This window comes from Alteribacillus persepolensis, assembly GCF_900099605.1.
Classification (GTDB): Bacteria; Bacillota; Bacilli; order Bacillales; family Marinococcaceae; genus Alteribacillus; species Alteribacillus persepolensis.
On the sequence record NZ_FNDK01000004.1, the window covers coordinates 15,000 to 40,789 of the forward strand.

The following is a 25,790-nucleotide window of genomic DNA, read 5'->3' on the forward strand; positions in this document are numbered from 1 at the left end:
TTACCAAGTTAGCTGAGGCCCCGTGCCTGCGGAACACGATGTATGTTGACGGAGCAACGATAGAAATTCCTGTAATAAACAAAAATCCGAACGGTTTATTAATAAACCGTTCGGATTTTTATATGGTTTCTATACTTTTGTCCCAGCTTCCACGTTTGGTACCATTTACATTTTAGAATGTTATTGTTGTTCGTTAATAATATGAAATAATGCCTTGTCAACGGTTTTGCTGTTCTTTGCAGTAATCTCGCTTCGTCTTGGAATAGCAGGATATAAATCACCCGGATCACTCCAGGAGTTTGGCAGCGAAACAGGTGCTTTCGGCTGCCATTTTTTCTGCCAATCCTGAGAGATAGGGTGATTTAATACATCTGTTTGGTTGGTCATTTCCAGCCAAATCATCGCCCAGGCTCTAGGAACAACTCTCCATATATCATAGCCGCCCCCGCCTACTGCAATCCACTTCCCGTGACAGTATTCATGGGCAAGCTCATGAGCAAGTTTTGGAACACAGCGATATGTCTTCATCGTAGAGGACAAGTGCGTTAATGGATCATAATAATGGGCATCGGCTCCATTTTGTGTCAAAATAACGTCTGGTTTGAAAAATTCGATAACTTTTCGAAAAGTTCGCTCGTAACAATCAAGAAACGATTCGTCCTCGGTAAATGCATCGATAGGCACATTAATGGAAAAGCCATACCCTTGTCCAGCGCCTTTTTCATGTACCTCTCCTGTTCCAGGAAACAAATAGCGTCCAGTTTCATGAATGGATAGAGTACAAACATCCGGATCATCATAAAAGGCCCACTGCACCCCGTCTCCATGATGGGCATCTGTATCAATATACAGCACACGGGCATCATGTTTCTGCCTCAAATATTCGATAGCAATGGCACTGTCATTATAAATGCAAAATCCCGAAGCTTTTCCTCTAAAGCCGTGATGGAGCCCGCCGCCTAAGTGAAGAGCATGCTGTGTGCGCCCTTGCATGACGGCATCAACAGCGGTTAAGGTTCCCCCAACGAGCAGGGCAGATGCTTCATGCATGTGTGGAAAAACAGGAGTGTCCTCTGTACCAATACCGTAATTGTTAGCAATGCCGCGGCTTAATGTTCCATTCCCCGCCGATTTAATAGCGTCTATATAAGGCTTGTCATGAATCAAGGCAATTTCCTCATCGGTTGCCGTTCTTGGCGCAATGACATCATCTGCAAAAAGAGCACCTGATGACGTTAATAAATCATGGGTTAGCTGCAGCCGCAGATGATTAAATGGGTGATGATCACTGAATTTATAAGAAAGTTGTCCTTCCGAGTATACAAAAATGGATTCTTGGCTCATAGGTTAATCCCCGGAATACGAGGCCATGTGATGTCATAACCTTTTGTTTGAAGCTGCTCAATTATACGGCGCGGGTCCATCGTTTGTACTCGGAAGGCTAACACTTTCGTATCAGGAATTGGGTTTGGGTAGACAAGGACGCTGGTAACGTTGACTTTATTGTCCTTAAAAACTTGAGAAACTTCGGCTAACTGACCAGTAACATTTGGCACCTGGACTTCGATGCGTGATGACGGATGATGTGCCCCTGTTAACTTTACAAGGGTGTGCAGTACATCAGATTCTTTTAAAATGCCAACAAGTTTGTCTTCATCTGTTACGACAGGAAGAGCGCTGATATCATTTTCATATAATGTAACGGCAGCCTCTTCTACAAAATCAAGCGGCTGCACGGTAATGACAGGAAACTTCATAATTTTAGAAGCCGGGTAGTGCAGCTCATCAGGTTCATTCAAATGAAACACAGAAGGGCTGGCATCTCTAATATCTCTATCAGATACAATCCCTGCGACTTTGTTTTGTTGGTCAATGACGGGAATGTGTCTAATTTTATGCTTATGAAGCAGCTCCATAGCGGTTTTTATTGAAGTATTTGGTTCGATAGTGGACACATTTGTTTTCATAATTTCTTCTACAAGCATGGTATCTACTGTCACCTCTTTTAAGCGGTTTCACTACTGGGTAAATAAAACAAAGGGATAGGCAGAGCAGACTTTTAAAACATAAAACGCTGTGAAAAGCGCACGCTGTCGAAACGTTGAATATCTTCGTGATTAACATTTTTGCCAATCCTCACCATCAAACAATTAGCAGGATGAGAACAAATCTCTGGATCATCCGTAGCCATCCATTCTAACCCACCAGCGTTCATCATTTTTTCCATCACTTTGCGATATTCCCAGATAGATAACCCACTGCCTTTTAAATCCCAATGCCAATAATATTCTGTTGTAATGATAATATAATTTTCCATAAAGTCATCTAACATAGAGAACTGAAGCAAATTCGTCCCTAATTTGGCTCCGCGGTATTCCGCAGCAATTTCAATCGCACCGAGTTCTAACAAGTTTTCCATCTCAGCTTCAGACCAGCGTTCTAATGGATCAGGGTGCAAAAACGTTACATAGCCGACAATAGTGTGTTCATCGATGACTGCGTGGATGCGTCCTTCTGGAAGATCCGCAATCCCGATTAGAGCTTTCTTTTGTTCTTCCGGCGGCCGAAAGGCGGTAAGCCCCTCATGAAAATCATAATCATAAATTTTCCTTCCTGAGATAGGGCCTTCTATAAGCAGTGTTCTCCCATCGAAGTGTAATTCCCGAGAATAGTATGTTTTTCTATGGATCATCCATGTACCACCTTTAAAAGTTTAATTACCTATCTTGTTTAATTCCATTATACATGATTGGAAACTCTCAGTGGAATCATCTGTAAAATTAAAAAAGCAGTTTAATGATAACAGAGAAAAGGTATATAATAACAGAAGCAGTTTTTTAACATTTTAACTGGTTTCATAATTAAAAATTGAAGAAAAATTCAATATATATTATAATGTGTATCAGAACACATCCAAAGGTGTGTATTAGTACACAAATTACATACTATTAGAGAGGAAGATGGTATATGAAAGTGCAAACGCTTCCACCAAAAAATGGAGATTACAACTTGAAAAACTACGAAGAAGCAGCTAAAAATTTTAACTGGTCTGAAATCGAAAAAGAATTCAGCTGGTCTGAAACTGGAAAAGTAAATATGGCCCACGAAGCAATTGACCGCCATGCCGACTCTCCTAATAAAAAAGATCAAGTTGCATTGTATTACAGTGATGCCAATAGAAACGAAAAATACACATTCCTTGAGATGAAACAGAAAACCAATCAAGCAGCAAATATTTTAAAAGACGCAGGTATTAAAAAGGGAGACCGAGTATTTATTTTCATGCCTCGCTCTCCAGAATTGTATTTTGCCGTGCTTGGTGCTATTAAAGTTGGGGCTATCGTCGGTCCATTATTTGAAGCTTTTATGGAAGGGGCGGTTCGCGACCGTCTTGAAGACAGCGAGGCGAAAGCACTGGTAACAACTCCTGACTTGTTGGAACGTGTACCTGTCGATGATCTTCCTAATCTTGATACGGTGTTTGTTCGAGGAGAAAATGTAAAAGAAGAAGGTCCTTACCTTGATTTTGATTCACGTTTGCAAGAAGCATCCGAGGATTTTGAAACGGAATGGGTGGATCGTGAAGACGGCCTTATTTTACACTACACATCCGGATCTACTGGAAAGCCGAAAGGAGTTTTGCATGTTCATAATGCCATGGTTCAGCATTATGCAACAGCAAAATGGGTATTGGACTTAAAAGATGGTGACGTGTACTGGTGCACCGCAGACCCAGGCTGGGTGACTGGAACGTCCTACGGTATATTTGGACCATGGCTTGCAGGTGTTACGAATGTGGTTCGCGGCGGCCGTTTCAGCCCGCAAGATTGGTATGAAACATTACAGAATTACAAAGTTTCTGTTTGGTACAGTGCGCCGACAGCTTTCCGTATGCTGATGAGTGCAGGAGATGAGGTTGTAAAAAATTATGACTTATCCAGCCTTCGCCATATTTTAAGTGTTGGGGAACCACTCAATCCTGAAGTTGTCCGTTGGGGTGAAAAGGTCTTTGACTTGCGTATTCATGACACATGGTGGATGACAGAAACGGGTGCGATGATGATTTGTAACTATCCTGCAATGACCGTCAAAGCAGGTTCCATGGGTAAACCCATACCAGGAGTGAAAGCAGCGATTGTTGATGATCAAGGCAATGAGCTGCCGCCAAACCGCATGGGCAACCTTGCTATTGAAAAAGGCTGGCCATCGATGATGAGAACGATTTGGAACAATGAAGAAAAATATAACAGCTACTTTGAATTAGACGGCTGGTATGTATCTGGTGATTCTGCTTACATGGATGAAGATGGGTACTTCTGGTTCCAAGGCCGTATTGATGATGTTATTATGACTTCTGGTGAGCGCGTAGGGCCATTTGAAGTGGAAAGTAAAATTATTGAACATCCAGCTGTAGCTGAAGCGGGTGTTATTGGAAAACCAGATCCTGTTCGTGGTGAGATTATTAAAGCGTTTATTGCTATACGTGACGGATATGACGTGACGGAAGATTTGAAAGAAGATATTCGTAATTTCGTGAAAAAAGGATTGGCTGCTCATGCAGCACCGCGTGAAATTGAATTCCGTGATAAATTGCCGAAAACGCGCAGTGGTAAAATTATGCGCCGCGTCCTGAAAGCGTGGGAGCTTGACTTGCCAACTGGTGATTTATCTACGATGGAAGATTAAAAGAGTATAAAAATTCCCTGCCGGTATACCGGCAGGGAATTTTTTGTTCTATATGAGGTTTTCATCTGTTTTAATGTGCAAGAAAAGGGTGCTTGCCAAAAAGCCTGTTGTTCGTTCAATGTTTGAAGACTCTTGGTACTTTTGTTTTCTAATGGCGTTAATCATCTGTTTGGTCGTTGTTTTCTTGTGATTCGCCTGGATTTTCATTTTCGGCGTGATTGTTATCAGAATCATTATTGGTATTGGAATCATCATCTGTTTCATTACGATCGTTGTCTGGTTCATCACTGTTGTTATTTTCTGGTTCTTCCTGATTTTCGGTTTGATTGTTGTCGCCGTTAGCTGGTTCTTCCTCGGTATTATCGCTTGTTGAATCATTCGTGTCGGACTCTTCCTCACTTGATTCAGGCGGTGAAGACGGTGCAGCTTGCCGCTCAGCAGTTACGGAAGCGGTGGACTCTCTGCCCATCGAATCGACAGCTGTGACAAAGAACGAACCGCTGCTGCTGACACTAGTAGAAGTGGAGGTGTTTCCTCGAATAGACTGTACTCGTGAACCGTCTCCTCTATAAATACGATAGCCAACGATGTCATTATCCGTATGCTGGTTCCAGCTTAAGGAGTTACCGCTCATTGAAACCCCTGTAACAGGAGCTGGGGTTCTTCCATTGCTAGGAGCAGCTTTGTCTGCCACGATATTGTTCCAGCTGTCCGGCAAGTATTCATTTAGAGCTTCATCGGCTAAGAAGTCTTCTTCCACTACAACCCCGGATTGTGTGAACTCAGATGGGGTGGCGTCATAGGCTTTATACATAACACCGTTAATCTCAACAGATGTTGTTTGGTTTAAGTTGCTGTCATGTTCTGTTGGCACATAGGCTGCATTAAAATAATCAGTTGTCGTAAGCCCAGCTTCCAAACAAAGAGAATCAGGCAGTTTCCCGGAGATACCGCAGATGGTTTGACGGACAATACCATCGGGCTGTTCAAATTGATCATTAATACGAAATACATCTGCATTTGCCTCATACGCAGCATTCATCATATCAGCCCATATTTGTTGTGTTCTTGCTCCATAGCTTAACCCCTTATAGGGTGATGTAATCGTGCGCGGTGTGTCATAGCCAATCCAGATTCCAAATGTCACATTAGGGTTGTAACCAACAAACCATGAGTCCTTTGTTTCATTAGAGGTACCTGTTTTTCCTGCCCAGTCTCCGCCAAACCGCATTCTGCCTGGCAGCGAACCGGCTGTTCCGCCAGGTTCTAACACATCTCGTAAAACATCTGTCATTAAGAAGGCCGTTTGTGGGGAAAACACTTGATTGGTTTCCACTTCATGCTGATAAACGGTTTCACCGTCTTTTGTTTCAATTTTTTCAATGAAATAAGAATCTTTATATTGCCCGTGATCACCAAATATAGTGAAAGCATTTGTGTTTGTTTCTACAGTGGTTCCATAAGTGAGACCGCCAATGGGAGCAGAGTTATATGGTTCCCCAGGATCCAGCCGGTTAAATCCCATGTCTAGTAAAGCTTGTCTTGACACGTCATGGTTCAGCCGTTCAAACGTTTTAACAGCAGGTACGTTTTTGGATCGTTTTAGCGCTTCTCTTACTGTAATTAAGCCAGAGTAGCTGTCACCGGCATTTCGGAACGATCCCCCCGTTGATTGATACGTGCTTGGTACATCAGGCAGAATGGTGCCAGGTTGTACAATGCCTTGCTCCATAGCAGGTCCATAGGCGAGCAAAGGCTTCATGGTAGAACCGTTTTGTCGATACGCCTGTGTAGCGTGGTTTAAATTTTCCCGCTCGAAATCACGACCGCCGACAAAACTGAGAATGGCCCCTGTATCATTATCAATAAGAATGGCACCAACTTCTTCTGTTTCTGCTTCGCCATTGATTTGTCGTGTAGGCCCAAACCATTGTGACTGTGCTGTTGCGCGCTGCATAGCGTCATAAATGTCTTTTTTGATGGTTATATGCACATTATATCCACCGTGCGCCAGCTCATGTTTTGCCTGTTGATAGTAGTGAGAAAGGGTTTCTTGCCTTTCATCGTCTTCCATGTCTTCTACATTAACGTTATCTTCTTCCAGAAGTTTTTCCCGGATAATACGGGCAGCACGGTCTTGTGTTTCGTAGGTAAGGTACGGATATTCTTCAATGAGACTTCCGGAAGGTTCGGCTAAATGAGCACGAATATCATATTCTTTAGCTTTTTCGTATTCTTCTTCTGTGATAAAATTATTTTCCAGCATGTTGCGAAGTACCAGCTGCATTCTGTTCAAGCCGGCTTCAAAGTTTTCTTTTACATTTCCGTTATTTTCAAAAGGCGTATATGTAAAAGGGTTTTGCGGCAATCCTGCAATAAAGGCGGCCTGTGCGATATTAAGCTCTGATACGTCCACACCAAATATGCCTTCTGCAGCCGACTGTGCACCAGCAATATTTCTCCCATCGGCATTACGTCCGAATGGAACAATATTCAAGTACGCTTCTAAAATTTCTTCTTTATCCAAGAATTGTTCCATTCGAAGCGCTAACGCAATTTCTTTAGCCTTTCGTTCAAATGATACTTCGTTTGTCAGCAGCTGATTTTTTATGACTTGCTGGCTTAAGGTGCTCCCGCCTGTTTGATTACTGGCACCAGTTACTTCCTGATAGGTAGCACGTAAGAGCGCCTTTGGAACAATCCCTTGATGTTCAAAGAAGTATTCATCTTCGGTTGAAATAACGGCATGAATGAGATGCTCTGACATGTCCTCGAGCGGTCGTTCTTTTCGTTCTAAGTCAGCTGGAAATTCCCCCAAATAGGTGTCATCGTCAAAGTAAATATCACTGACTTCTTCGTAATTATAAATTTCATGCTGAAACTCTGATTTGCTGTAGGCTTGCTGGTCTTCAACGAGTGAGATGAAATAACCAGCACCCGCACTTCCGGCAAACAATACAAGCATCACCATGAGCACCGCACCGATCAAAAGAAGATTCCAAAAAATATGAGATGTAATATTAAGACCTTTGACAAAGGGATGATTCTTGATTTGATCGAGCCCGCGGTTGAGTTTTTCAAAAAATTGATGCATGTTATAATTCCCCCCAAAACTTCAACGATATTATAGCATACGCGTGTAAAGCTTCCTATCCGTTTTCGGTATTTTTTAGTCAAGTTGACAGGGGCAGAGTGAATATGATAAAAGATATATAGTTAGAATGGTTCTATCATTCTCATCATCATACATAACAAGCGTTGAAGGATTGAAGTAGCACATTCCTCCCTGTCTTCAGAGAGCCGGCGGCTGCTGGGAGCCGGTACAAAGGAATGATGTTGAATTACGTTCTGGAGCTGCTTTCCTATAATGGTTTTTCTCTAAGGTAGGAAAGACGGGAGGTACCGTTATCACCAATGAAGTGGAAAGCTGTCTAGCTTTCAATAAGGGTGGTACCGCGAGACGAATCGTCCCTTCTTTATATAAAGAAGGGGCGTTTTTTTATACTTTCAGAGCGCTTCTGTCTGCTAGACAATCTTTGCTATTTGAACTGGATAACAGGTCAACTTTTTTCTAATTATGTCAAAAAGGAGAGAAACAGCATGGATGTTTTACAAGATTTGGAATGGAGAGGACTTATCAATCAAGTCACGGATAGAGAAGGCTTGCATGAGTTGTTGAATAATAAGCAGGTAACAATGTACTGCGGTTTCGATCCGACGGGTGACAGCCTTCACATTGGCCATTTACTGACTATTATTACGCTGCGCCGTTTTCAATTAGCCGGACATAAGCCGCTTGCTCTTGTAGGCGGGGCTACCGGATTGATTGGCGATCCAAGCGGTAAAAAGGCAGAACGGACATTAAACGAGGAAGATGTTGTTCGTATGTACACTGGCCGTATTAAAAATCAGCTTCAAAAATACCTTGACTTTGACGGCAGTAAAAAGGCAGAAGTGTTAAATAACTATGACTGGATCGGTAGTATGGATATTATTACGTTTTTACGTGATGTAGGGAAACATTTTGGATTAAACTACATGCTTAGTAAAGAGTCGGTAGAGTCCCGTATTCAGTCTGGTATCTCATTTACGGAGTTTAGTTATCAAATTTTGCAGTCTTTTGATTTCTACCATTTGAATAAAGAGCAAGGCTGCCAGCTTCAGATAGGCGGAAGCGACCAATGGGGAAATATTACAGCTGGTCTCGAACTAATTCGCCGAATGAAAGGCGGAGAAGAAGGAGACGAGCCGGATGCATATGGGTTTACGATTCCGCTTGTAACAAAAGCGGATGGAACGAAATTTGGTAAGACAGAAGGAAAAGCGATTTGGCTGGATCCAGAAAAAACTTCTCCGTACGAGTTTTATCAGTTCCTCATCAATACCGATGATCGTGATGTCGTGAAATTTCTCAAATACTTTACGTTCTTAAGTGAAGAAGAAATCCAAGCGTTAGAAGAAGAGCTAAAGACGCAGCCAGAAGAGCGTAAAGCGCATCGCAGGCTGGCAGAAGAAGTGACGCGGTTTGTACATGGAGAAGAAGCGCTCAAGCAAGCCCAGCATATATCAGAAGCTTTATTTGGCGGCGGGGATTTCAAACAGTTAACAGCGGATGAGGTAAAGCAAGGATTTAAAGATGTACCGACTCATGTTGTCGAAGAAGAGGAGAAAGGTTTAATTGATTTGCTTGTAGAAGCTGGTATTTCTTCGTCCAAACGCCAAGCACGTGAAGATATGAAGAACGGTGCGGTGTACATTAACGGCGAGCGTTGTCAGCAAATGGATAAAGTGATCGAGGAAGAAGATAAAATCGATCAAGCATTTACGATTATCCGCCGCGGGAAAAAGAAATATTTCTTAATTCAATATGCATAATCACAGTAAGAGAAGAGTCTGCCCTTTTCTTAAGGGGGAGTCACTCCGACACAATGTATAGAACCTTTTTCTAAAATCCCAATAACGGCTGTAGAACCAAAGAAAAAGCAGGTTCCCCAAGCGGGAACCTGCTTTTTTGCCAGCTTAACGAGAGTAGTACTCAACGATAAGAGCTTCTGTAATTTCGGAAGGAAGTTCAGAACGCTCTGGAAGGCGAGTGTACGTTCCTTCTAGTTTTTCTTCGTCGAATGTTAGATATTCAGGAACGAAGTTATTTACTTCTACCGCTTCTTTCACAGCAGAAAGATTGCGGGATTTTTCGCGAAGACCAATTGTTTGGTTTGGTTTTACGCGGTAAGAAGGAATGTCTACGCGTCCGCCGTCTACTGTTACGTGACCATGTGTCACAAGTTGACGTGCAGCACGGCGAGTACGAGCGAGACCGAGACGATAAACAAGATTATCGAGACGGGATTCAAGTAGAATCATGAAGTTTTCACCGTGTACCCCGGACATTTTACCAGCTTGTTCGAAAAGCTTGCGGAATTGACGCTCATTCAATCCGTACATGTAACGAAGCTTTTGCTTTTCTTGAAGCTGCAAACCATATTCGGAAAGCTTTTTCCGTTGAGTTGGGCCATGCTCACCAGGAGCATATGGGCGCTTTTCTAGTTCTTTACCTGTGCCGCTGAGAGAAATGCCAAAACGGCGGGATTTTTTCCAAGTTGGTCCTGTATAACGAGCCATACAAGAAACCTCCTCTATTTATAATAGTATTGGAAAAAGAACAACGTTGACAATCTCTTGACATGCTCATTTTGTTCTTATGCATCTTCGCCTCGACAGCTAGAGGTTACGCAATGCCCCTTAAACCAAAATAGTCAGCCGCAGGTTTAAGGAACAAAATGAAAGGGTGCACACATCAAGTTTGCCCTGGCTGTCTCTTTTACACAAAGGCCATTATATAATGATAGCCATGTAAAGTCAATATAAGACGCGGCTTCTGTTAGTATTTCGCTTATAGATATTTAATTAATAAGTCAGCAAATTCTTCTAAATATGTTTGGTCTTCTTCAGAAAAACGGTTGTGTACAGGGCTGTCAATATCTAAGACGCCAACAAGCTTTCCTTCTTTCATAAGCGGAATAACAATTTCTGATTGCGTTGCACCATCACAAGCAATATGTCCCGGGAATTGTGTAACATCTGGTACACGTTCGGTCAAACGATGATACGCAGCAGTACCGCACACTCCTTTATTCATAGGTATGCGGATGCACGCAGGCAGTCCTTGGAAGGGGCCGAGGATGAGTTCATTATCAGCAGGGTGGTATAGATAGAACCCAAGCCAGTTCACATCCGGCAGAAATTGGTACAACAGTGCAGCCGCATTTGACAAGTTGGCTGTTTGATTCGGTTCTCCTTCGAGCAAGGCCTCTAATTGTTTAAATAGAAGCTGGTATTGTTCTTGCGTACTTCCTTTATATTCAACTTGTTGAAACAACGTATACTCTCCTTTTCTACTATTATTCACATCTAGTTTATCACACCGTTGAAAAACGACAAGAATGAGAGTGTTTGCCGAACTAGAAGAGAAAGTGTCGAGTTTTTTTAAAAGGAGATTCCACGAAAAAGCGGGAAGTTATGTATAACGAATATGTTCATGATGCATGGTTTCTACATTATGCATGGTTTCTACATGATGCATGGTTTCTACATTATGCATGGTTTCTACATTAGTTATAAAGGAGGCGATGGCATGTCCGCCACCGAAACCACCAAGGAAAAAATGCTAGAAGCTGCAACGGTTTTGTTTACGAGTAAAGGTTACCACGGGACGTCGATTCGAGAAATTGCATCCAAAACAGGAGTGAATATTTCGCTCATTTCGTATTATTTTGGCGGAAAACAAGGGTTGCTTGAAGCGCTGATGACGGACTTTTTAGAAGGATACATGGAAGAATTGGAGCTGGCTGTGAAAACGCCCCATCATGATTCGTATGAAAAAATGCTGTATATGGCTGAGAGGGTTTTAACATTTATGAAAGAACGGCATTTACGGGCCCGCTTTGTACTTCGGGAAATGACGCTTGATTCGACCTTGATTCGTGAAATAACGAGTACTTATCTCATGAAAGAAAAGCACCTTTATTCGATTGTATTGAAAAAAGGCATACAGGAAGGAACTTTTGCTCCGGTTTCTGTGCAGTGGACGATCATGCAGTTTCGCGGCATGGTTATTATGCCTTATCTCCATCATCAATATGTGCGGGAAGTGTTTCATCTGCATCCGCAGCAGCCGCATTTTATTAAAATGTACCGCAAAGAATTAAGGGAGTGGGCATCGAAAGTACTTCTTAGCGATTCGAAAAAAGAAGAGCACAAAGCGATACCCTTTCACCACACACAGCATCAAGCCGACTTTGTCCAGCCATAATGATCTAATGGGCTAAGGGATATAACGCTGTCAGCCCTTGCGTTAACTCCTTTTCTTGGTGTGCATCCGATCCATATACTAACGGGATGCCCCTTTTTTTTGCTTCTAAAGCAATATCATGTGGAGGATATGGTTCTTGGCACAGCGGTTTAGCAGTACCAGCACCGTTATAATCAAGCTCCATTCCCGCATGCTTTACGTGTTCAAGGATGTGGCGGGCGTGCTCGGTAATATCCATCTGTCCGTAACGGCGCTGAAATTTTTTGATGAGCGTCATATGACCGAGACGTTTTGGTTTGTATGGACCAAGCTCACTCTCTATGGAAGATTTGAGGGTATTAAAATACAAATCTATGGTGTTTTGTAAAGAGCCGGTAGATGTAACAAGTGCCGCAAAACTATCTGGGCTGAAGTCAAGGCAGAAATAGCTGCCTTTGGATTGTAAAAAATGAACGGATAAAATGCTGTCATCAAGCTGCGGGCCTATCTCATCAAGAAAAGCTTTCGTTTCCTGTTCAAAGCCCTCAATATAGTCAATTTCAAGGCCGGTTAAAATGGTGATGTCACGGCGGTATTCCGCCTTTAACGTCTCAATTGCAGTAATATAAGAAGACAGACTGCTTAAAGGCATCGCACTGTCTTGGGCAGGAACCGGGTCGTTAAAACCGGGGGGCAGAGGTGCATGCTCTGCAAACGTGATAGTGTCAAACCCCTCGTCAATACAGCGCTCAATATATTGCTTAAATGAATCTTTAGAGCCATGAGGACAGTAAGGGGTGTGAATATGTCCATCTCTTTTTATTCTCACAGTATCATCCCTTTTTGAAATTCGTTTACTTATCTGTCACATGCAGTTCTTTTCCATGTTATCATAGAATTGTATTTCTTTTACTTTCAACCAAAAGATGTAATATATAGAAGGATTTTACCTGAATTTGACGAAAAAATTCAATGCTGAATAAATTTTATGACATAAGTGGCAGTCAAACTGGAGTGAAGACTCATGATGATATACGTAATTACAATAGCAGTTGTTATTATTGCAGGAATTATTGCTTTTGGTGCTGTTTCAAGAAAAAAGATATATAAAGAAGTAGATAAGCTAGAACAATGGAAAACGAAAATAGCCAATCAGCCAGTGGCAGATGAAATAGCCAGAGTGAAAGGTCTCACGATGTCAGGAGAGACGGAGGCAAAGTTTGAAGAATGGCGCCAGGAATGGGAAGAAATTGTAGGGGTGAGACTTCCTGATATCGAAGAATGGTTTTTTGATATCGAAGAGCTGGCTAATAAGTACAAATTCAAAGCTGCCAGGTCTCTATTAAAAGAGGCTAGACAGCAGCTGACAGACATTGACCACCACATTACTGCGATATTCAATGAAGTAGAGGAACTAGTAAGCAGTGAGCAAGAAAATCGAGTGGGCATTGATGACATCAAAGAACGGCTAGAAAAGCTCGGACAGTATGTTGCTGAGAATCGATTGGCGTTAGATGAATCGGTACGTTTGTTTGAAAAACGCCTGCAAGAATATAAAGAAAATGTTCGCTTGTTTGAAAAAGAAACAGAGGCAGGCAACCATTTAAAGGCCAGTCAGTTATTAACTGAGTGGAGTAATGATCTGTCACAAACCGAAAGTCAAGTAAAACAGGTTCCCGCAATGCTTGTTGATGTGGAAGCCAATTTACGCGAAGAATGCAAAGAAGTTATTATGGGAATAGAGGAAATGGAAAAAGCAGGATATACACTTGAACATTTACCATTTCGTTCTTATTTAGAAGATGTGATGGATGAGCTGCCTTCCATAAAAAAAGCAGTGATTAGTTTAGAGCTTGAAAAGGCGGAAAAACGTCTAGAAGAGATTCACGATTACATCGAATACATCTATCAGACACTTGAAAATGAAGTAGAAGCACGACAATATGTGGAAGCAGAAACAGCGAATGTCCGCCAAGATGTAAAACGTGTGGAAACACTCTTAGACGAATTAGAAGACGAGCGTGAAAAGGTACAGCAAAGTTATCGTATCCCCGATGAGGATGAAACGCGCTATTATAATACTGAAAGCAGGATAGAAGAGGCGTTGAAAACGTGGCGTGTTTTTCAAGATATGTATCATCAGCGCAAACAGTCATTTACAGCATTAAAAGAAAGCCTTGATGCGATAAAAAAAGATATACATACATTGGAAAATCAAGTGCGCACGTTGAAAGAAAAGCTGTTCTCTCTAAGAAAAGATGAAGTGTCTGCTCTAGAAACATTAAAGACATTGCGCCGTCAAATGCTGCAAGACCGAATGAGGTTAGAGCGTTCGCTTCTTCCAAAGGTTCCATCCGCTCTTTTAAACGAAGTAGATGCAGCAGAAAATAAACTTGTGTCGGCAGCAGAAGCATTAGGAGAAATCCCTGTTGAAATGGGGAAGGTGAATACAGCCATTGATGATGCAAAACATAGTGTGCAAAAAGTTCATCAGCAATTAATGACAACGTTAGAGCAGGCAAATCTTGCCGAACAAGCTATTCAGCATGGCAACAAGTATCGAAGCGAGTCGGAAGCTATTGATGAGCAGCTGCTGAAGGCGGAAGAGCATTTCCGGAAAGGTTATTATGACGAGGCAGTTTACACAGCGGTCGGGGCGGTCAAACGAAAAGAGCCGCATCTGCTGGAACAATTACAAAATGGAGATAAGGTTAACTAGTTCTTTTTTGCTTTTTTGCTTGTTTTGAGAGGGGTTTTAGAACAAAAGTTGTATCACTTTCTTCGTTCTCCCGGTTTTAAATGGTACAATAGTCTCGGGAGAGGAGGAAGGAAACCATGAAGATGGTGTACATTGTCGCTGTTACAACACTGTTCTTTTTTGGCATACTAGCAGCAACCGCGGTTTTCTATGCGGGGAAAAGCCCTGAAACAGCAGCAGATAAAAGCACCGAAGAGTTAGCAGCGGAGCTCGACCGAGAGCTTGGAGCTGCCCCTTACGTTGATGATGCAGACAGAACGACCGGAAAGGAAGAAAAAGAACAAGTGAAAGAAAGAGAGGAACAAACACCTGCTAGAGACCATCAGCATGAAGTATCTCAAGACGTGATACAAGAAACGCCTTCCTCTGACGTTATATTGAGAGGACCAGAGGAAGGAACTGTTTCCATTGACGAGCTGCTCCAGTTAGTGGATGAATAATCTTCGCATAAAAGCTGACCCTGTTAACAGGTCAGCTTGTTTTGTGCAGAGGAACCTTCCCTTAGTCGAACATTCCTTTTTCAAGGCGTTTGCGCTTTTCTAATAGCTGCTTGTATGGTAAGATATAGTGTCGCAGTATAACGAAGAAGAATGGAGTAAGAAAGAACCTTTGATGAAAAGGGGAAAATATATGGTTTATTTGGACAACAGTGCAACGACTCTGCCGTGGCAGGAAGTGTTAGATACCTACCAGCAGGCGGCTTCTGCTTATTTTGGCAATCCATCTTCTCTGCACCGGCCTGGTGTTGAAGCGGAAACATTATTAGGGAAGGCAAGGGAAGCAGCTGCCTCTATTTTAAAAGTCAAATCAAGTGAAGTTATTTTTACATCTGGCGGTACTGAAGGGAATAATTTAGCGATAAAGGGGACGGCTGTAGAGCATCAAAACCGCGGGAAACATTTGATTACATCTGCGGTGGAACATCCTTCCGCATTGGAAGCATTTGCACAGCTGGAAGCGTTTGGTTATGAAGTGACGTATCTTCCGGTGAATAAAGAAGGAAGAATTCGTCCAGAAGATGTGGAAAACGCTGTGCGGGAAGATACAACACTGGTATCAATTATTCACGTTAATAATGAAACAGGCACTATTCAGCCCATAGAGGAAATTGGCAAACGTTTAGCAGCGTATCCAAAACTTTATTTCCATACAGATCATGTTCAAGGGGCGGCGCATGTGCCGCTTGACCTGGGGAAAGCAAACGTCGATTTGTGCACGATTTCTGCTCATAAGTTTCACGGTTTAAAGGGTACGGGTATGCTTTATATAAAGGATGGTACTGTTTTGTCCCCGTTATTTCATGGTGGAGGCCAAGAGCAGAAAATACGCGCCGGTACAGAGAACGTTCCTGGTATCGCTGCTATGGCTAAGGCACTTCGCTTAGCAAGAGAACAACATACGAAAGAAGCAAAACGGATGTATGAACTGCAAAAGTATCTTTTGCAAGAGTTGGAAAAGATAGATGGGGCACAGGTGAATACACCTCAGACAGGAGCTGCCCCTCATATTGTCAATGTATCGTTTCCTGGTTTGAAGCCGGAAGTCATTATCCAAGCGTTGACGAAGCGGGATATTCATGTGTCAACGAAGTCAGCCTGCTCTTCGAAGTTAAATGAGCCAAGCCACGTTATTGAAGCGGCCGGGTTAGGCCAGGAACGGGCGGATAGTGCTATACGTATCAGCTTTTCATTTGAGACGATAAAAGAAGAGATAGAAAAGCTGATTGATGTGTTTCATGAGATTATTCCAGAAATGAAAAAGGTAATGGGAGCGTAGCGTGCATGAAATATGATCATATTTTAATTCGATATGGAGAGTTAGCGTTAAAAGGCAAAAATCGGAAAGACTTTGAAAACAAGTTAAAAGAAAACATTCAGTTTGCGATACGAGAGCATCGTACATGTAAAGTAAAGCGAACGTACGGACGGATGTTTATTGAGCTGCATGATGAAAACCCAAATGACGTGTTGGAAAAGCTGAAACATATTTTTGGTATTTCTTCGTTTAGTCTAGCAATGAAAACGGAAAATGACGTAGAAGCTATTAAAGAAGGGGCACTCCAAGCTTTTTTACAGCGTGAAGGAAACAACCGCACATTTAAGGTGAGTGCCCGGCGCTCTTATAAACCATTTCCTATCCGTTCCCAAGATTTAAATCAACACGTTGGTGCGCATATTTTAAGAAACACCGAAAACGTTACCGTTGATGTACACAATCCGGATGTAGAAGTGGTTGTTGAGGTAAGAGAACAAGGCACCTACATTACGTGTGGAAGAATAGATGGAGCGGGCGGACTGCCTGTTGGAACAGCTGGAAAAGTTGCACTGATGCTCTCAGGCGGTATTGACAGTCCCGTAGCTGGTTATTTGGCAATGAAACGTGGAGCTGAAATAGAGGCTGTTCACTTTCACAGCCCTCCTTATACAAACGAAAGAGCGCGCAAGAAAGTAGAGGACTTAACCAATATATTAACGAAATTCGGTGGCAGTATTCGATTACACATTGTTCCGTTTACTGAACTGCAAAAAGCTATCCACGCCCATATTCCATCAAGTTATTCGATGACAATTATGCGGCGGATGATGCTTCGTATCACAGAAAGAATTGCTCAAAAGCAAGATGCCAAAGCAGTTGTTAATGGAGAAAGCCTTGGCCAGGTGGCTTCGCAAACATTGGAGAGTATGCATACAATCAACGAAGTAACAAATATACCGATTTTACGGCCGCTTGTGACGATGGATAAACAAGAAGTAGTGGAAGTTTCCGAACAGATTGGCACGTATGATATTTCTGTTCTGCCGTATGAGGATTGCTGCACAATCTTTTTACCGAGCGATTCTGTAACAAAACCCCGTCGCGATAAAGCGGTACGCTTTGAAGAGGCGTTTGATTTTGAACCCTATATAAATGAGGCTGTTCAATACGTGGAAACATTAACAATTGGAAATGAACAGGAAAATAAAACGGAACAAAAAATGAACGATTTGTTGTAACGATTCCTCCCGGCCATCGTCATGGCGGGAGGCTTTTGTTTCTGCTATGCTATTTCATGGCAGGATTATTTTTTGTAAAAATGAAACATTGTTTATATATATCACGTAATACAATAAATGGGAAGCAGGTGTTACAGCGTGGGGATGTTATGGTTTAATGGAACCATTTACACGATGCAAGGAGAAAATGATACAGTAGAAGCGGTGTATACAAATAATGGAAAAATTATTGCTGCTGGCAAAGAAGAAGACGTAAAAGCAAGATGTTCAGCGGCCGACCAGCGTGTTGATTTACAAGGAGCAGTGGTGTTTCCGGGGTTTACAGACAGTCACTTGCATATGATGGGACTTGGAGAGGCCATGCTGCAGCTTGACTTGTCTAGTTGTAAAAGTGCTGAGGAGTTAAAAGAAGCGCTGAAAGAAAAAGCATGTCACATAAAAGACGGCCAGTGGTTAATTGGAGAAGGATGGAATGAAAATAACTTTCCAGACCAGCGGATTATTCATAAAGAGGAATTAGATGAAATAGCTCCATATAATCCTGTTCTGTTGACAAGGGTATGCCGCCATGCAGCACTTGCTAATTCCGTGGCTTTAGAAAGAGCTGGCATTACAGAACATACACCAGATCCTTCAGGAGGAATTATCGTAAAAGACGAACACGGCATGCCAACTGGATACTTGCTCGATCAAGCAGCAGACCTAGTGAAAGCCGTGCAGCCGCCTGTCAGCGATGAAGAATTAAAGACGGCATTACATACAGCTGTCGGTCATATGGTTAAACAGGGATTAACAGGAGGACATACAGAGGATTTAAATTATTATGGCGGCTTTAAGCGGACATTTCAAGCCTTTCAGGAAGTAATCAATGAAACGAATTGGCGGTTTCGAGCCAATTTGCTTGTTCATCATGAAGTAGTAGACGATGTATTCGAAGAAGGTTATGAATACGGGGCTGTCAGTGATTATCTATCATTTGGTGCGATGAAAATTTTTGCTGATGGGGCGCTTGGCGGCCGGACTGCTTTCCTGCGTGAGTCGTATCAGGATGATCCTGCTTCATCAGGAGTTCGTATACACACGCCGCAGCAATTAAGCAAACTCGTACAAAAGGCTCGAAAGAAAAACATGCCAGTGGCTATCCATACTATTGGGGATAAAGCGTTAGAATATGCAGTGAAAGCACTGGAGGAATATCCTGTTCCAGCTGGAAAAAGAGATCGTATCATACATGCTCAAATAACGCCCCCCGATTTAATCGAGCGGTTAAAACGGTTGAATGTTGTGCTTGATTTGCAGCCAGGCTTTGTTTTATCTGATTTTCCTTGGGTAGAGGAACGGCTTGGGGCAAGGCGTCTATCCTATTCATTTGCATGGAAAACATTATTGAGCCAAGGAGTGATGTGTGCAGGAAGCTCTGATGCGCCGATTGAACCAGTGGATCCCCTTATTGGCATTCAAGCAGCTGTCATACGCAAACCCCCGCATGAAACACATAACGGTTATCTTCCTGAACAAAAACTTACACCGTTCGAAGCTGTTTCTCTTTATACAACGGGAAGTGCCAAAGCTGTTGGAAAAGAAACAGAACTTGGAAAAGTCGCACCTGGTTATGCAGCCGATTTTACTATTTTAGATCAAGATATTTTAACGATGCCAGCTGAGCAAATCCATCAGACAAAAGTGCTGGCGACAGTAGTCGGCGAGTGTTTTCAGTATAACCGCTTAACAAGCGGAGATTATTAAAGAGGAGGTTTTACAATGAGTGGAAAACGTTGGATTGCCCTTGGGATAGCGGCTCTTTTGCTAATTGTTTCTGCAGGGTTTCAATTCGTTTCGACAATTGCATCGGCGAATATTGAAAATATGTTTGGCGGTGTGAATAACAATGGTGTAGAAGAAGAGTTAATAGACGAAGGGCAGCCGCAAGAAAAAATAGCAGTGATTGATATTGAAGGAGTCATTCAAGACACTGGCGATACGCCGTCTTTTATGAACCAAGGGATGTATAATCACCGCCAGTTCTTAAAGATGCTGGAGAGTGCTGGTGAAAACCGGGCTGTAAAAGGAATTATCTTACGAGTGAACACACCCGGCGGCGGTGTAGTTGAAAGTGCAGAAATACATGATAAAGTACAAGAAATACAAGAAGAACATAATAAGCCGGTATATGTGTCGATGGGAAATACGGCAGCGTCTGGCGGTTATTATGTCGCAGCCCCTGCTGACAAGATTGTCGCACACCCAGCGACCGTTACCGGTTCGATTGGTGTTATTATGCAGAGCATCAATTACTCTGATCTGGCAGAACAAATTGGAGTAGAATTCAATACGATTAAAAGCGGTCCGTTCAAAGATATTTTGTCTGGAAATCGTGATATGACAGAAGAAGAAGAAGAGATTTTGCAGGGAATGGTAGATGACTTCTATGCAGATTTTGTTCAAGTCATTGCCGATGGCCGTGACATGCCAGAAGATAGAGTGCGCGAAATTGGCGATGGCCGTGTTTATTCAGGAAAGCAAGCACAAGACATAGACTTAGTCGATGAACTAGGGTCTCTTGAAGACACCATTACAATGATGACCGAGGAACAAGATTTATCTAATCCGCAAGTGGTGCGTTATCATGGGGTGTTTTCGTTTAATCAATTTTTAGGGACATCGGCTCGCAGTTTGTTTGTTCAAGATGCAGAGTTACTTGGTTTAAAAGATTTATTAATGGAATCACAAGCGCCGCGTGCGATGTATTTATACACAGAGTAAGGAGGTGAGCGGTTATGGATAAGGATCATTATAGGGAAGATAGCCAAGAATGGAAGGAACAGTATCATTCTGGACACGTTGATAAGACAGACAGTGCTCGTGCAGAACTGCTTGAGACAGAAGAAGAACAGCAGGAAGAAACGGTGAAAAGCCGGCGGTATGCAGGTTTTTGGATGAGGTTTTGGGCTTATATCATCGACTTGCTGATTGTATTCAGTTTAAATGGATTGTTATTAAGCCCGCTCATGTTCATGGACCAGCCGGTAACGATGCTCGGTTTCTTTACGTTACAAGGACTGTTAAGCACGGTTACTGCATATTTGTACTTCTTGTTCATGACAAAGTGGCTTAACCAGACGCTCGGTAAAATGATTTTCGGTTTAAAAGTGGTGCACAGATACGGTCATACGTTATCATGGTCGGATTTATTGTTTCGGGAAGTGGTCGGGCGCTTTATCCATCGCAGCCTCGTGTTTACCAACATTATCTACATTGTTGTTGGATTTACGAACGAAAAACAAGGGATTCATGACATGTTTGCAGACACAAGAGTAGTGCATGTCGATTAATCAACGTGTGGCGCTGCCTGAAAAAGGCGGTGTCACACGTTTTTGTTTATGTTGCAAGCTTTCTTCGTTAATGTTTTACTTTTGAAGACACTTGCTGTCATTGCACTTTTTCTGTCTTATACGTTTCTTCAGGTTTGATGTCACAAAAAATGGTTAAAATGGTAATAATTTATAAAGGCGGATGGATGATGTATGATATTGCTTTTACTCTTAGCAGTTTTCTTCCTATTAACTCTTTTCATAGCGGCAACACCGGTGGAAACATATATTGAATTTGTACGAAAAGACAAAAAGCAAGATATTCGAGTGAAAATTACTGTGTGGTATTTTTTTTATAAAACTTTTGAAATCCCTGTCATGTCCTTTGACGAAGAATCTGCTTCTATTGTATTTAAAGAAAAGTCAAAAGCATCTGTTGGAGATGCAAAAGAAAAAGATGTAAAAGAAACTCCGCAAGAAATGAAAAGTCAATTGGAAATGTTGCGGTTATGGCTCAATCATATCCAAGGGCTGCGTCCTATTGCAGCTTCATTTCTAAAAAAAATAAAAATGTATGAGTTTACGTGGAAAAGTGAAATAGGGACAGGAGACGCTGCTTGGACTGGTTTTCTAAGCGGGATGCTGTGGTCGGTGAAAGGCGGAGCACAAGCGCTGGCATTTTCGGTTTTTACAAGAAAATGCACACCAGAAATGAGTATTCATGCAAATTTTCAACAGAAAAAATTAAACACCACCTTTTCATGTATGTTCTTTATGCGACTCGGGCATGCTATCATTGCCGGAATTCGTGTGATAAAGCATATGAATGGTAATGTATTTAAATTATGGCAGCAAACAAAAGCAGAAATTAACAGCAAGGAGGCGTCTTAATGAGCGACCATCCTATTGAAGGGTTAATGCGTACAGCAATGGAAAATTTAAAAGAAATGGTGGATGTCAACACCATTATTGGCGACCCAGTGGAGACCCCAGATGGAACAGTGATTATGCCTGTTACCAAAGTGGGATTTGGATTTGCCGCTGGTGGGAGTGAATTTACGAAAAATGGAAACAATGATGCAGCTATGGATCATCCGTTTGGGGGCGGAAGCGGGGGCGGTGTGTCCATTACCCCAATTGCGTTTCTTATCGTTAATTCCCAAGGAGTAAAAATGGTACACATGGATGAGAATACACACCTTTATGAAAAGCTGCTTGAGTTTACTCCGCAAGTAGTAGAGAAAATTCAAGACATGCTAAAGGGTGGTAACAACCAAAATCAACAAGCACAAAACAATAATCAAAATCCGCCAAACCAACAACCGCCGAACCAAACACCACCGATTTAAGTGCACCACGTGAAAGCCCGAGCAGAAAAAATGTTCTGCCGGGTTTTATTGTGGGAAAAAACGGGTACGATTCTTTTAGGGTTATTATTTGTAAAAGTAAGAAGAAACGTTTACGATGGAGAGGAATACATATTTTTTCCATTTGAAGGAGGAAAGAATGATGGCAAAAATTACGTTTAAAGAAAATCCCGTCACACTTTTAGGACAAGAGGTAAAACCAGGTGATAAAGCACCTGACTTTACGGTGCTGGCAAATGATTTGTCTGAAGTATCATTATCGGATACAAGCGGAAAAGTTCGTTTAATTAGTGTTGTGCCATCTATTGACACAGGCGTTTGTGATCAGCAAACACGCCGTTTTAACGAAGAAGCAGCAAGTCTGGATGGTGTGGAAGTATTAACAATTAGTGTAGACCTTCCATTTGCTCAAAAGAGATGGTGCGCGGCAGCAGGCATTGAGAACCTCCAAGTTCTCTCCGACCACCGTGACCTTTCTTTTGGTAAAAACTATGGTGTGGCGATTGAAGAACTTCGCTTGCTGGCACGTTCAATTTTTGTTATTAACAGTGAAGGTGAAGTGACGTATACAGAGTACGTATCAGAGGCTACTAATCATCCTGATTATGAAGCAGCGATTAACGCAGCCAAAGAAGCCAAATAAAACGGTATAACAAAAAAGCGAATGTGCACCCTGTTCCTTTTTAGGAATGGGGTTTTTATTGTCGTTAGATTAGTGGTTTGCTATACTTTCGAAGGGAAACCCTAGGACTGCAAGAAAGAATCAATATGATATAGATGTATCATTGCATAGAAAGGACGATATGGATGGAACCGGTAACGGAAGTGGAAAAGCTGTATGAGTTAATTGATGACATGGCTGTTACGATTCAAACGCATACAGACAAAACATATTTAGATGCTTTAGCGGAAGCTGGCGAGAATATCTTTCAGTATTCCATTATTCAAACACTGCCTGAAAAGGAAAAAGAGCGGCTTCAGTCTAAGCTGGAAAATGAACTTCCAGGTGAGATGAAAAAAGAAGGAATTCGTAAAGCCTTCCAGCTTGCTGTTATCAAAGGCATGAAAGAAGCAGTTCAGCCCCATCACGCGATGACGCCTGATGCGGTAGCTATGTTTATGGGATATCTCGTCAACAAACTGACCGCAAGCCGTGAATCGTTAGCGCTGCTAGATCCAGCGGCGGGAACAGCCAATTTATTAAGTGCTGTATTGAACCAGTCATCCCAAGAGGCAGTGGCGTATGGAGCAGAAGTAGATGAAACATTGTTGAATATTGCATACGTACTTTCTAATTTGCAAGAGCATGATGTAGAATTGTTTCATCAAGACAGCATTGAGCAGCTTGCTTCACCGCCAGTTGATGCGGTGGTCTCTGACCTCCCTGTCGGTTACTATCCAAAAGACGATGTAGCACAGTCTTTTGAGCTTCAAGCCAAGTCAGGACACTCTTATGTTCATCATTTATTAATCGAAAAAAGTATGAATCATTTAAAAGAAGGTGGATTTCTTGTACTGCTGATTCCAAACTTCATGTTTGAAAGTGAAGAAGCCCCTCGCCTGCATGAATATATCAAAGAAGAAGCTGTTATTCTCGGTCTCTTACAACTTCCTTCAACGATGTTCACATCAGAGCAATTTGGAAAAAGTATTTGGCTTCTCCAAAAGAAAGGGCCGGGGGTTGTACAGCCTGGTCAAGCTCTGCTGGCAGAGCTGCCGTCGTTTTCAAAGCAAGACGCATTGCTTGATATGATGAAACAAATGGATAAATGGTTTCAGGAACAAGGATTTGATTCTTCCCTTTAATGCGCTCCGCACTTTGGGAAAGATGAGACTGCCCGTTTCACACCGGCTGTGTGAAACGGGGTTTTTTGTACTGGCAGGAAAGAATAACATTTTAGAAGAATCTTTGAGACCAGTCATGTTTTCTTGACACACATTTTTCAAACTCGCAAACGCCTACATATCAGAATTTAATGAATGTAAAGAATTCCCCTCTATATCAAGGGTTTGCTTGCATTTTGAAAGGAAGCAGTGTTTAAATAGAAAGGTGATTGGAATGATAATAAACATCGTTAATATATAGAAAAGGGGCATACATTCATGGCGAAAATTATGGCAATTAATGCAGGCAGCTCTTCATTAAAGTTTCAATTACTGCAAATGCCAGAAGAAATAGTTATAACGAAAGGTGTCGTAGAAAGAATCGGTCTGGACGACCCGAAAATTACGATAGAAACAGATGGGGAAGAAATAACGGATACCCCATCGATACCTGACCATTCACAAGCGGTAAAAATGCTGCTTGATGCATTAACAACATATCGTATTATTGAATCGTTAAATGAGATTAAAGGCATTGGACACCGCGTTGTTCATGGCGGGGAAAAATTTTCGGATTCGGTGTTGATTGATGATGATGTGCTAGAAGGGATTGAAGCAGTCAGTGAATTAGCACCACTTCATAACCCAGCAAATATTGTCGGTATTAAAGCGTTTAAAGAAATTTTGCCAAATGTTCCAGCGGTGGCTGTGTTTGATACAGCATTTCATCAATCAATGCCAAAAGAGAAATATTTATACAGTATCCCATATGAGTATTATAAGGAGTACGGCGTGCGTAAGTATGGTTTTCATGGCACATCTCATAAGTATGTCAGCCAGCGTGCAGCAGAGCTGATGGGCGAGGAGCCGGAAAACGTAAAAATTGTCTCTTGCCATATCGGAAATGGGGTGAGCATTACGGCAGTTGATGGCGGACGCTCGGTGGATACATCGATGGGCTTTACACCTCTTGCAGGTGTGGCGATGGGAACACGATCTGGAAATATTGACCCTGCCTTGATTCCATTTTTGATGGAAAAAACAGGGAAAACAGCAGAAGAAGTGATTTCTGTCCTTAACAAACAAAGTGGTATTCTCGGATTAAGTAATTTCTCAAGCGATTTGCGCGATATTGAAGAACAAGCCGAACAAGGCAATGAAAACGCACAAACCGCATTGGATGTTTACACAGGCAGGATTCATAAATATATTGGCACGTATGCAGCGAGCATGAATGGTTTGGATGCTGTTGTATTTACAGCGGGTGTTGGCGAGAATAGTAAAGAAATCAGGGAAAAAATTTGTCGCGGCCTGGAGTTCTTTGGGATTGAAGTAGATGTAGATAAAAATGATATTCGCGGCAAAGAAGCATTCATTAATAAGGACGGTGCACGGGTGAAAGTGCTCGTTATTCCGACTAACGAAGAAGTGATGATTGCTCGCGATACAATGAGATTAGGTTTGTAAAGGTATAAAAGAGGCTCTTTGCTTTTATCGTGATGGTAAGAAAGCAAAGAGCTTTTTTGGTTCTGCGGACAGGAAATGAACAACTCTTCACGA

At 42.1% G+C, this 25,790-nt stretch carries 22 protein-coding genes and 1 other annotated feature; of the genes, 15 read left to right on the plus strand and 7 right to left on the minus strand.

The annotated features are described in order from the left end of the window. Positions 1 to 180: 180 nt before the first annotated feature. From BLT18_RS05080 to BLT18_RS05090, 3 genes are all read right to left on the minus strand, one after another. Entirely contained in the window at positions 181 to 1,344 is a 1,164-nt protein-coding gene (locus tag BLT18_RS05080) for an acetoin utilization protein AcuC (RefSeq protein WP_091271835.1), read from the minus strand. After that, positions 1,341 to 1,985, minus strand: coding sequence for an acetoin utilization AcuB family protein (locus BLT18_RS05085; protein WP_091271836.1), 645 nt, complete (start codon positions 1,983 to 1,985; stop codon positions 1,341 to 1,343). The genes BLT18_RS05080 and BLT18_RS05085 overlap by 4 nt, the downstream gene beginning before the upstream one ends. Positions 1,986 to 2,059: 74 nt before the next feature. Beyond that, positions 2,060 to 2,692, minus strand: coding sequence for a GNAT family N-acetyltransferase (locus BLT18_RS05090; RefSeq protein ID WP_091271838.1), 633 nt, complete (start codon positions 2,690 to 2,692; stop codon positions 2,060 to 2,062). 275 nt (positions 2,693 to 2,967) lie between these two features. Between BLT18_RS05090 and acsA the strand changes: the two genes are divergently transcribed. Continuing rightward, complete coding sequence (gene acsA, locus BLT18_RS05095) at positions 2,968 to 4,686, plus strand: acetate--CoA ligase (protein WP_091271839.1); 1,719 nt, start codon at positions 2,968 to 2,970, stop codon at positions 4,684 to 4,686. Between the two features lie 157 nt (positions 4,687 to 4,843). Here the strand turns inward: acsA and BLT18_RS05100 are convergent, their stop codons facing one another. Next, the gene (locus tag BLT18_RS05100) at positions 4,844 to 7,780 is read right to left on the minus strand and encodes a transglycosylase domain-containing protein (RefSeq protein ID WP_091271841.1); all 2,937 of its coding nucleotides are present in this window, start codon (positions 7,778 to 7,780) and stop codon (positions 4,844 to 4,846) included. Positions 7,781 to 7,935: 155 nt separating this feature from the next. Continuing rightward, positions 7,936 to 8,162, plus strand: a binding site (T-box leader). A 124-nt stretch (positions 8,163 to 8,286) separates the two neighbouring features. Between BLT18_RS05100 and tyrS the strand changes: the two genes are divergently transcribed. Then, positions 8,287 to 9,561 (plus strand): tyrosine--tRNA ligase, encoded by a 1,275-nt coding sequence (gene tyrS / locus BLT18_RS05105; RefSeq protein ID WP_091271842.1) that lies wholly within the window; start codon positions 8,287 to 8,289, stop codon positions 9,559 to 9,561. A gap of 144 nt (positions 9,562 to 9,705) precedes the next feature. Here tyrS and rpsD read toward each other — a convergent pair whose 3' ends face one another. Together rpsD and BLT18_RS05115 are read right to left on the minus strand one after the other, a co-directional pair. Beyond that, entirely contained in the window at positions 9,706 to 10,308 is a 603-nt protein-coding gene (gene rpsD / locus BLT18_RS05110) for a 30S ribosomal protein S4 (protein ID WP_091271844.1), read from the minus strand. Between the two features lie 271 nt (positions 10,309 to 10,579). Continuing rightward, a complete protein-coding gene (locus BLT18_RS05115) occupies positions 10,580 to 11,065 on the minus strand; it encodes a GAF domain-containing protein (protein WP_091271845.1) in 486 nt (161 codons plus the stop codon). A gap of 255 nt (positions 11,066 to 11,320) precedes the next feature. Here BLT18_RS05115 and refZ point away from each other — a divergent pair, with 255 nt between their 5' ends. Then, positions 11,321 to 11,998 carry a forespore capture DNA-binding protein RefZ gene (gene refZ / locus BLT18_RS05120; RefSeq protein WP_175487382.1) on the plus strand — a complete coding sequence of 226 codons (678 nt, stop codon included), beginning with the start codon at positions 11,321 to 11,323 and terminating at the stop codon, positions 11,996 to 11,998. Between the two features lie 4 nt (positions 11,999 to 12,002). Here refZ and hisJ read toward each other — a convergent pair whose 3' ends face one another. Beyond that, complete coding sequence (hisJ, locus tag BLT18_RS05125; protein ID WP_245705184.1) at positions 12,003 to 12,806, minus strand: histidinol-phosphatase HisJ; 804 nt, start codon at positions 12,804 to 12,806, stop codon at positions 12,003 to 12,005. A gap of 195 nt (positions 12,807 to 13,001) precedes the next feature. Here hisJ and BLT18_RS05130 point away from each other — a divergent pair, with 195 nt between their 5' ends. From BLT18_RS05130 to BLT18_RS05185, 12 genes are all read left to right on the plus strand, one after another. Then, positions 13,002 to 14,696 (plus strand): septation ring formation regulator EzrA, encoded by a 1,695-nt coding sequence (locus BLT18_RS05130; RefSeq protein ID WP_091271848.1) that lies wholly within the window; start codon positions 13,002 to 13,004, stop codon positions 14,694 to 14,696. A gap of 116 nt (positions 14,697 to 14,812) precedes the next feature. Then, a complete protein-coding gene (locus BLT18_RS05135) occupies positions 14,813 to 15,175 on the plus strand; it encodes a hypothetical protein (protein ID WP_091271850.1) in 363 nt (120 codons plus the stop codon). A 190-nt stretch (positions 15,176 to 15,365) separates the two neighbouring features. After that, positions 15,366 to 16,511, plus strand: a complete 1,146-nt coding sequence (locus BLT18_RS05140) for a cysteine desulfurase family protein (protein ID WP_091271852.1) — start codon at positions 15,366 to 15,368, stop codon at positions 16,509 to 16,511. 5 nt (positions 16,512 to 16,516) lie between these two features. Then, positions 16,517 to 17,728, plus strand: coding sequence for a tRNA uracil 4-sulfurtransferase ThiI (gene thiI / locus BLT18_RS05145; protein ID WP_091271854.1), 1,212 nt, complete (start codon positions 16,517 to 16,519; stop codon positions 17,726 to 17,728). Positions 17,729 to 17,872: 144 nt separating this feature from the next. Then, complete coding sequence (locus tag BLT18_RS05150; protein WP_322787557.1) at positions 17,873 to 19,474, plus strand: amidohydrolase; 1,602 nt, start codon at positions 17,873 to 17,875, stop codon at positions 19,472 to 19,474. Positions 19,475 to 19,489: 15 nt separating this feature from the next. After that, entirely contained in the window at positions 19,490 to 20,491 is a 1,002-nt protein-coding gene (sppA, locus tag BLT18_RS05155; RefSeq protein WP_091271857.1) for a signal peptide peptidase SppA, read from the plus strand. Positions 20,492 to 20,505: 14 nt separating this feature from the next. After that, on the plus strand, positions 20,506 to 21,060 hold the full coding sequence (locus BLT18_RS05160) for an RDD family protein (protein WP_091271858.1): 555 nt from the start codon (positions 20,506 to 20,508) through the stop codon (positions 21,058 to 21,060). A 192-nt stretch (positions 21,061 to 21,252) separates the two neighbouring features. Then, on the plus strand, positions 21,253 to 21,930 hold the full coding sequence (locus tag BLT18_RS05165; protein WP_091271860.1) for a DUF2953 domain-containing protein: 678 nt from the start codon (positions 21,253 to 21,255) through the stop codon (positions 21,928 to 21,930). Next, positions 21,930 to 22,388: a GerW family sporulation protein gene (ytfJ, locus tag BLT18_RS05170; protein WP_091271862.1), complete on the plus strand. Its 459-nt coding sequence runs from the start codon at positions 21,930 to 21,932 to the stop codon at positions 22,386 to 22,388. The genes BLT18_RS05165 and ytfJ overlap by 1 nt, the downstream gene beginning before the upstream one ends. Positions 22,389 to 22,548: 160 nt before the next feature. Next, entirely contained in the window at positions 22,549 to 23,049 is a 501-nt protein-coding gene (gene tpx / locus BLT18_RS05175) for a thiol peroxidase (protein WP_091271864.1), read from the plus strand. 164 nt (positions 23,050 to 23,213) lie between these two features. Further along, a complete protein-coding gene (locus BLT18_RS05180) occupies positions 23,214 to 24,212 on the plus strand; it encodes a class I SAM-dependent methyltransferase (protein WP_091271865.1) in 999 nt (332 codons plus the stop codon). Between the two features lie 297 nt (positions 24,213 to 24,509). Further along, the gene (locus tag BLT18_RS05185) at positions 24,510 to 25,697 is read left to right on the plus strand and encodes an acetate kinase (RefSeq protein ID WP_091271867.1); all 1,188 of its coding nucleotides are present in this window, start codon (positions 24,510 to 24,512) and stop codon (positions 25,695 to 25,697) included. Positions 25,698 to 25,790: the final 93 nt, after the last annotated feature.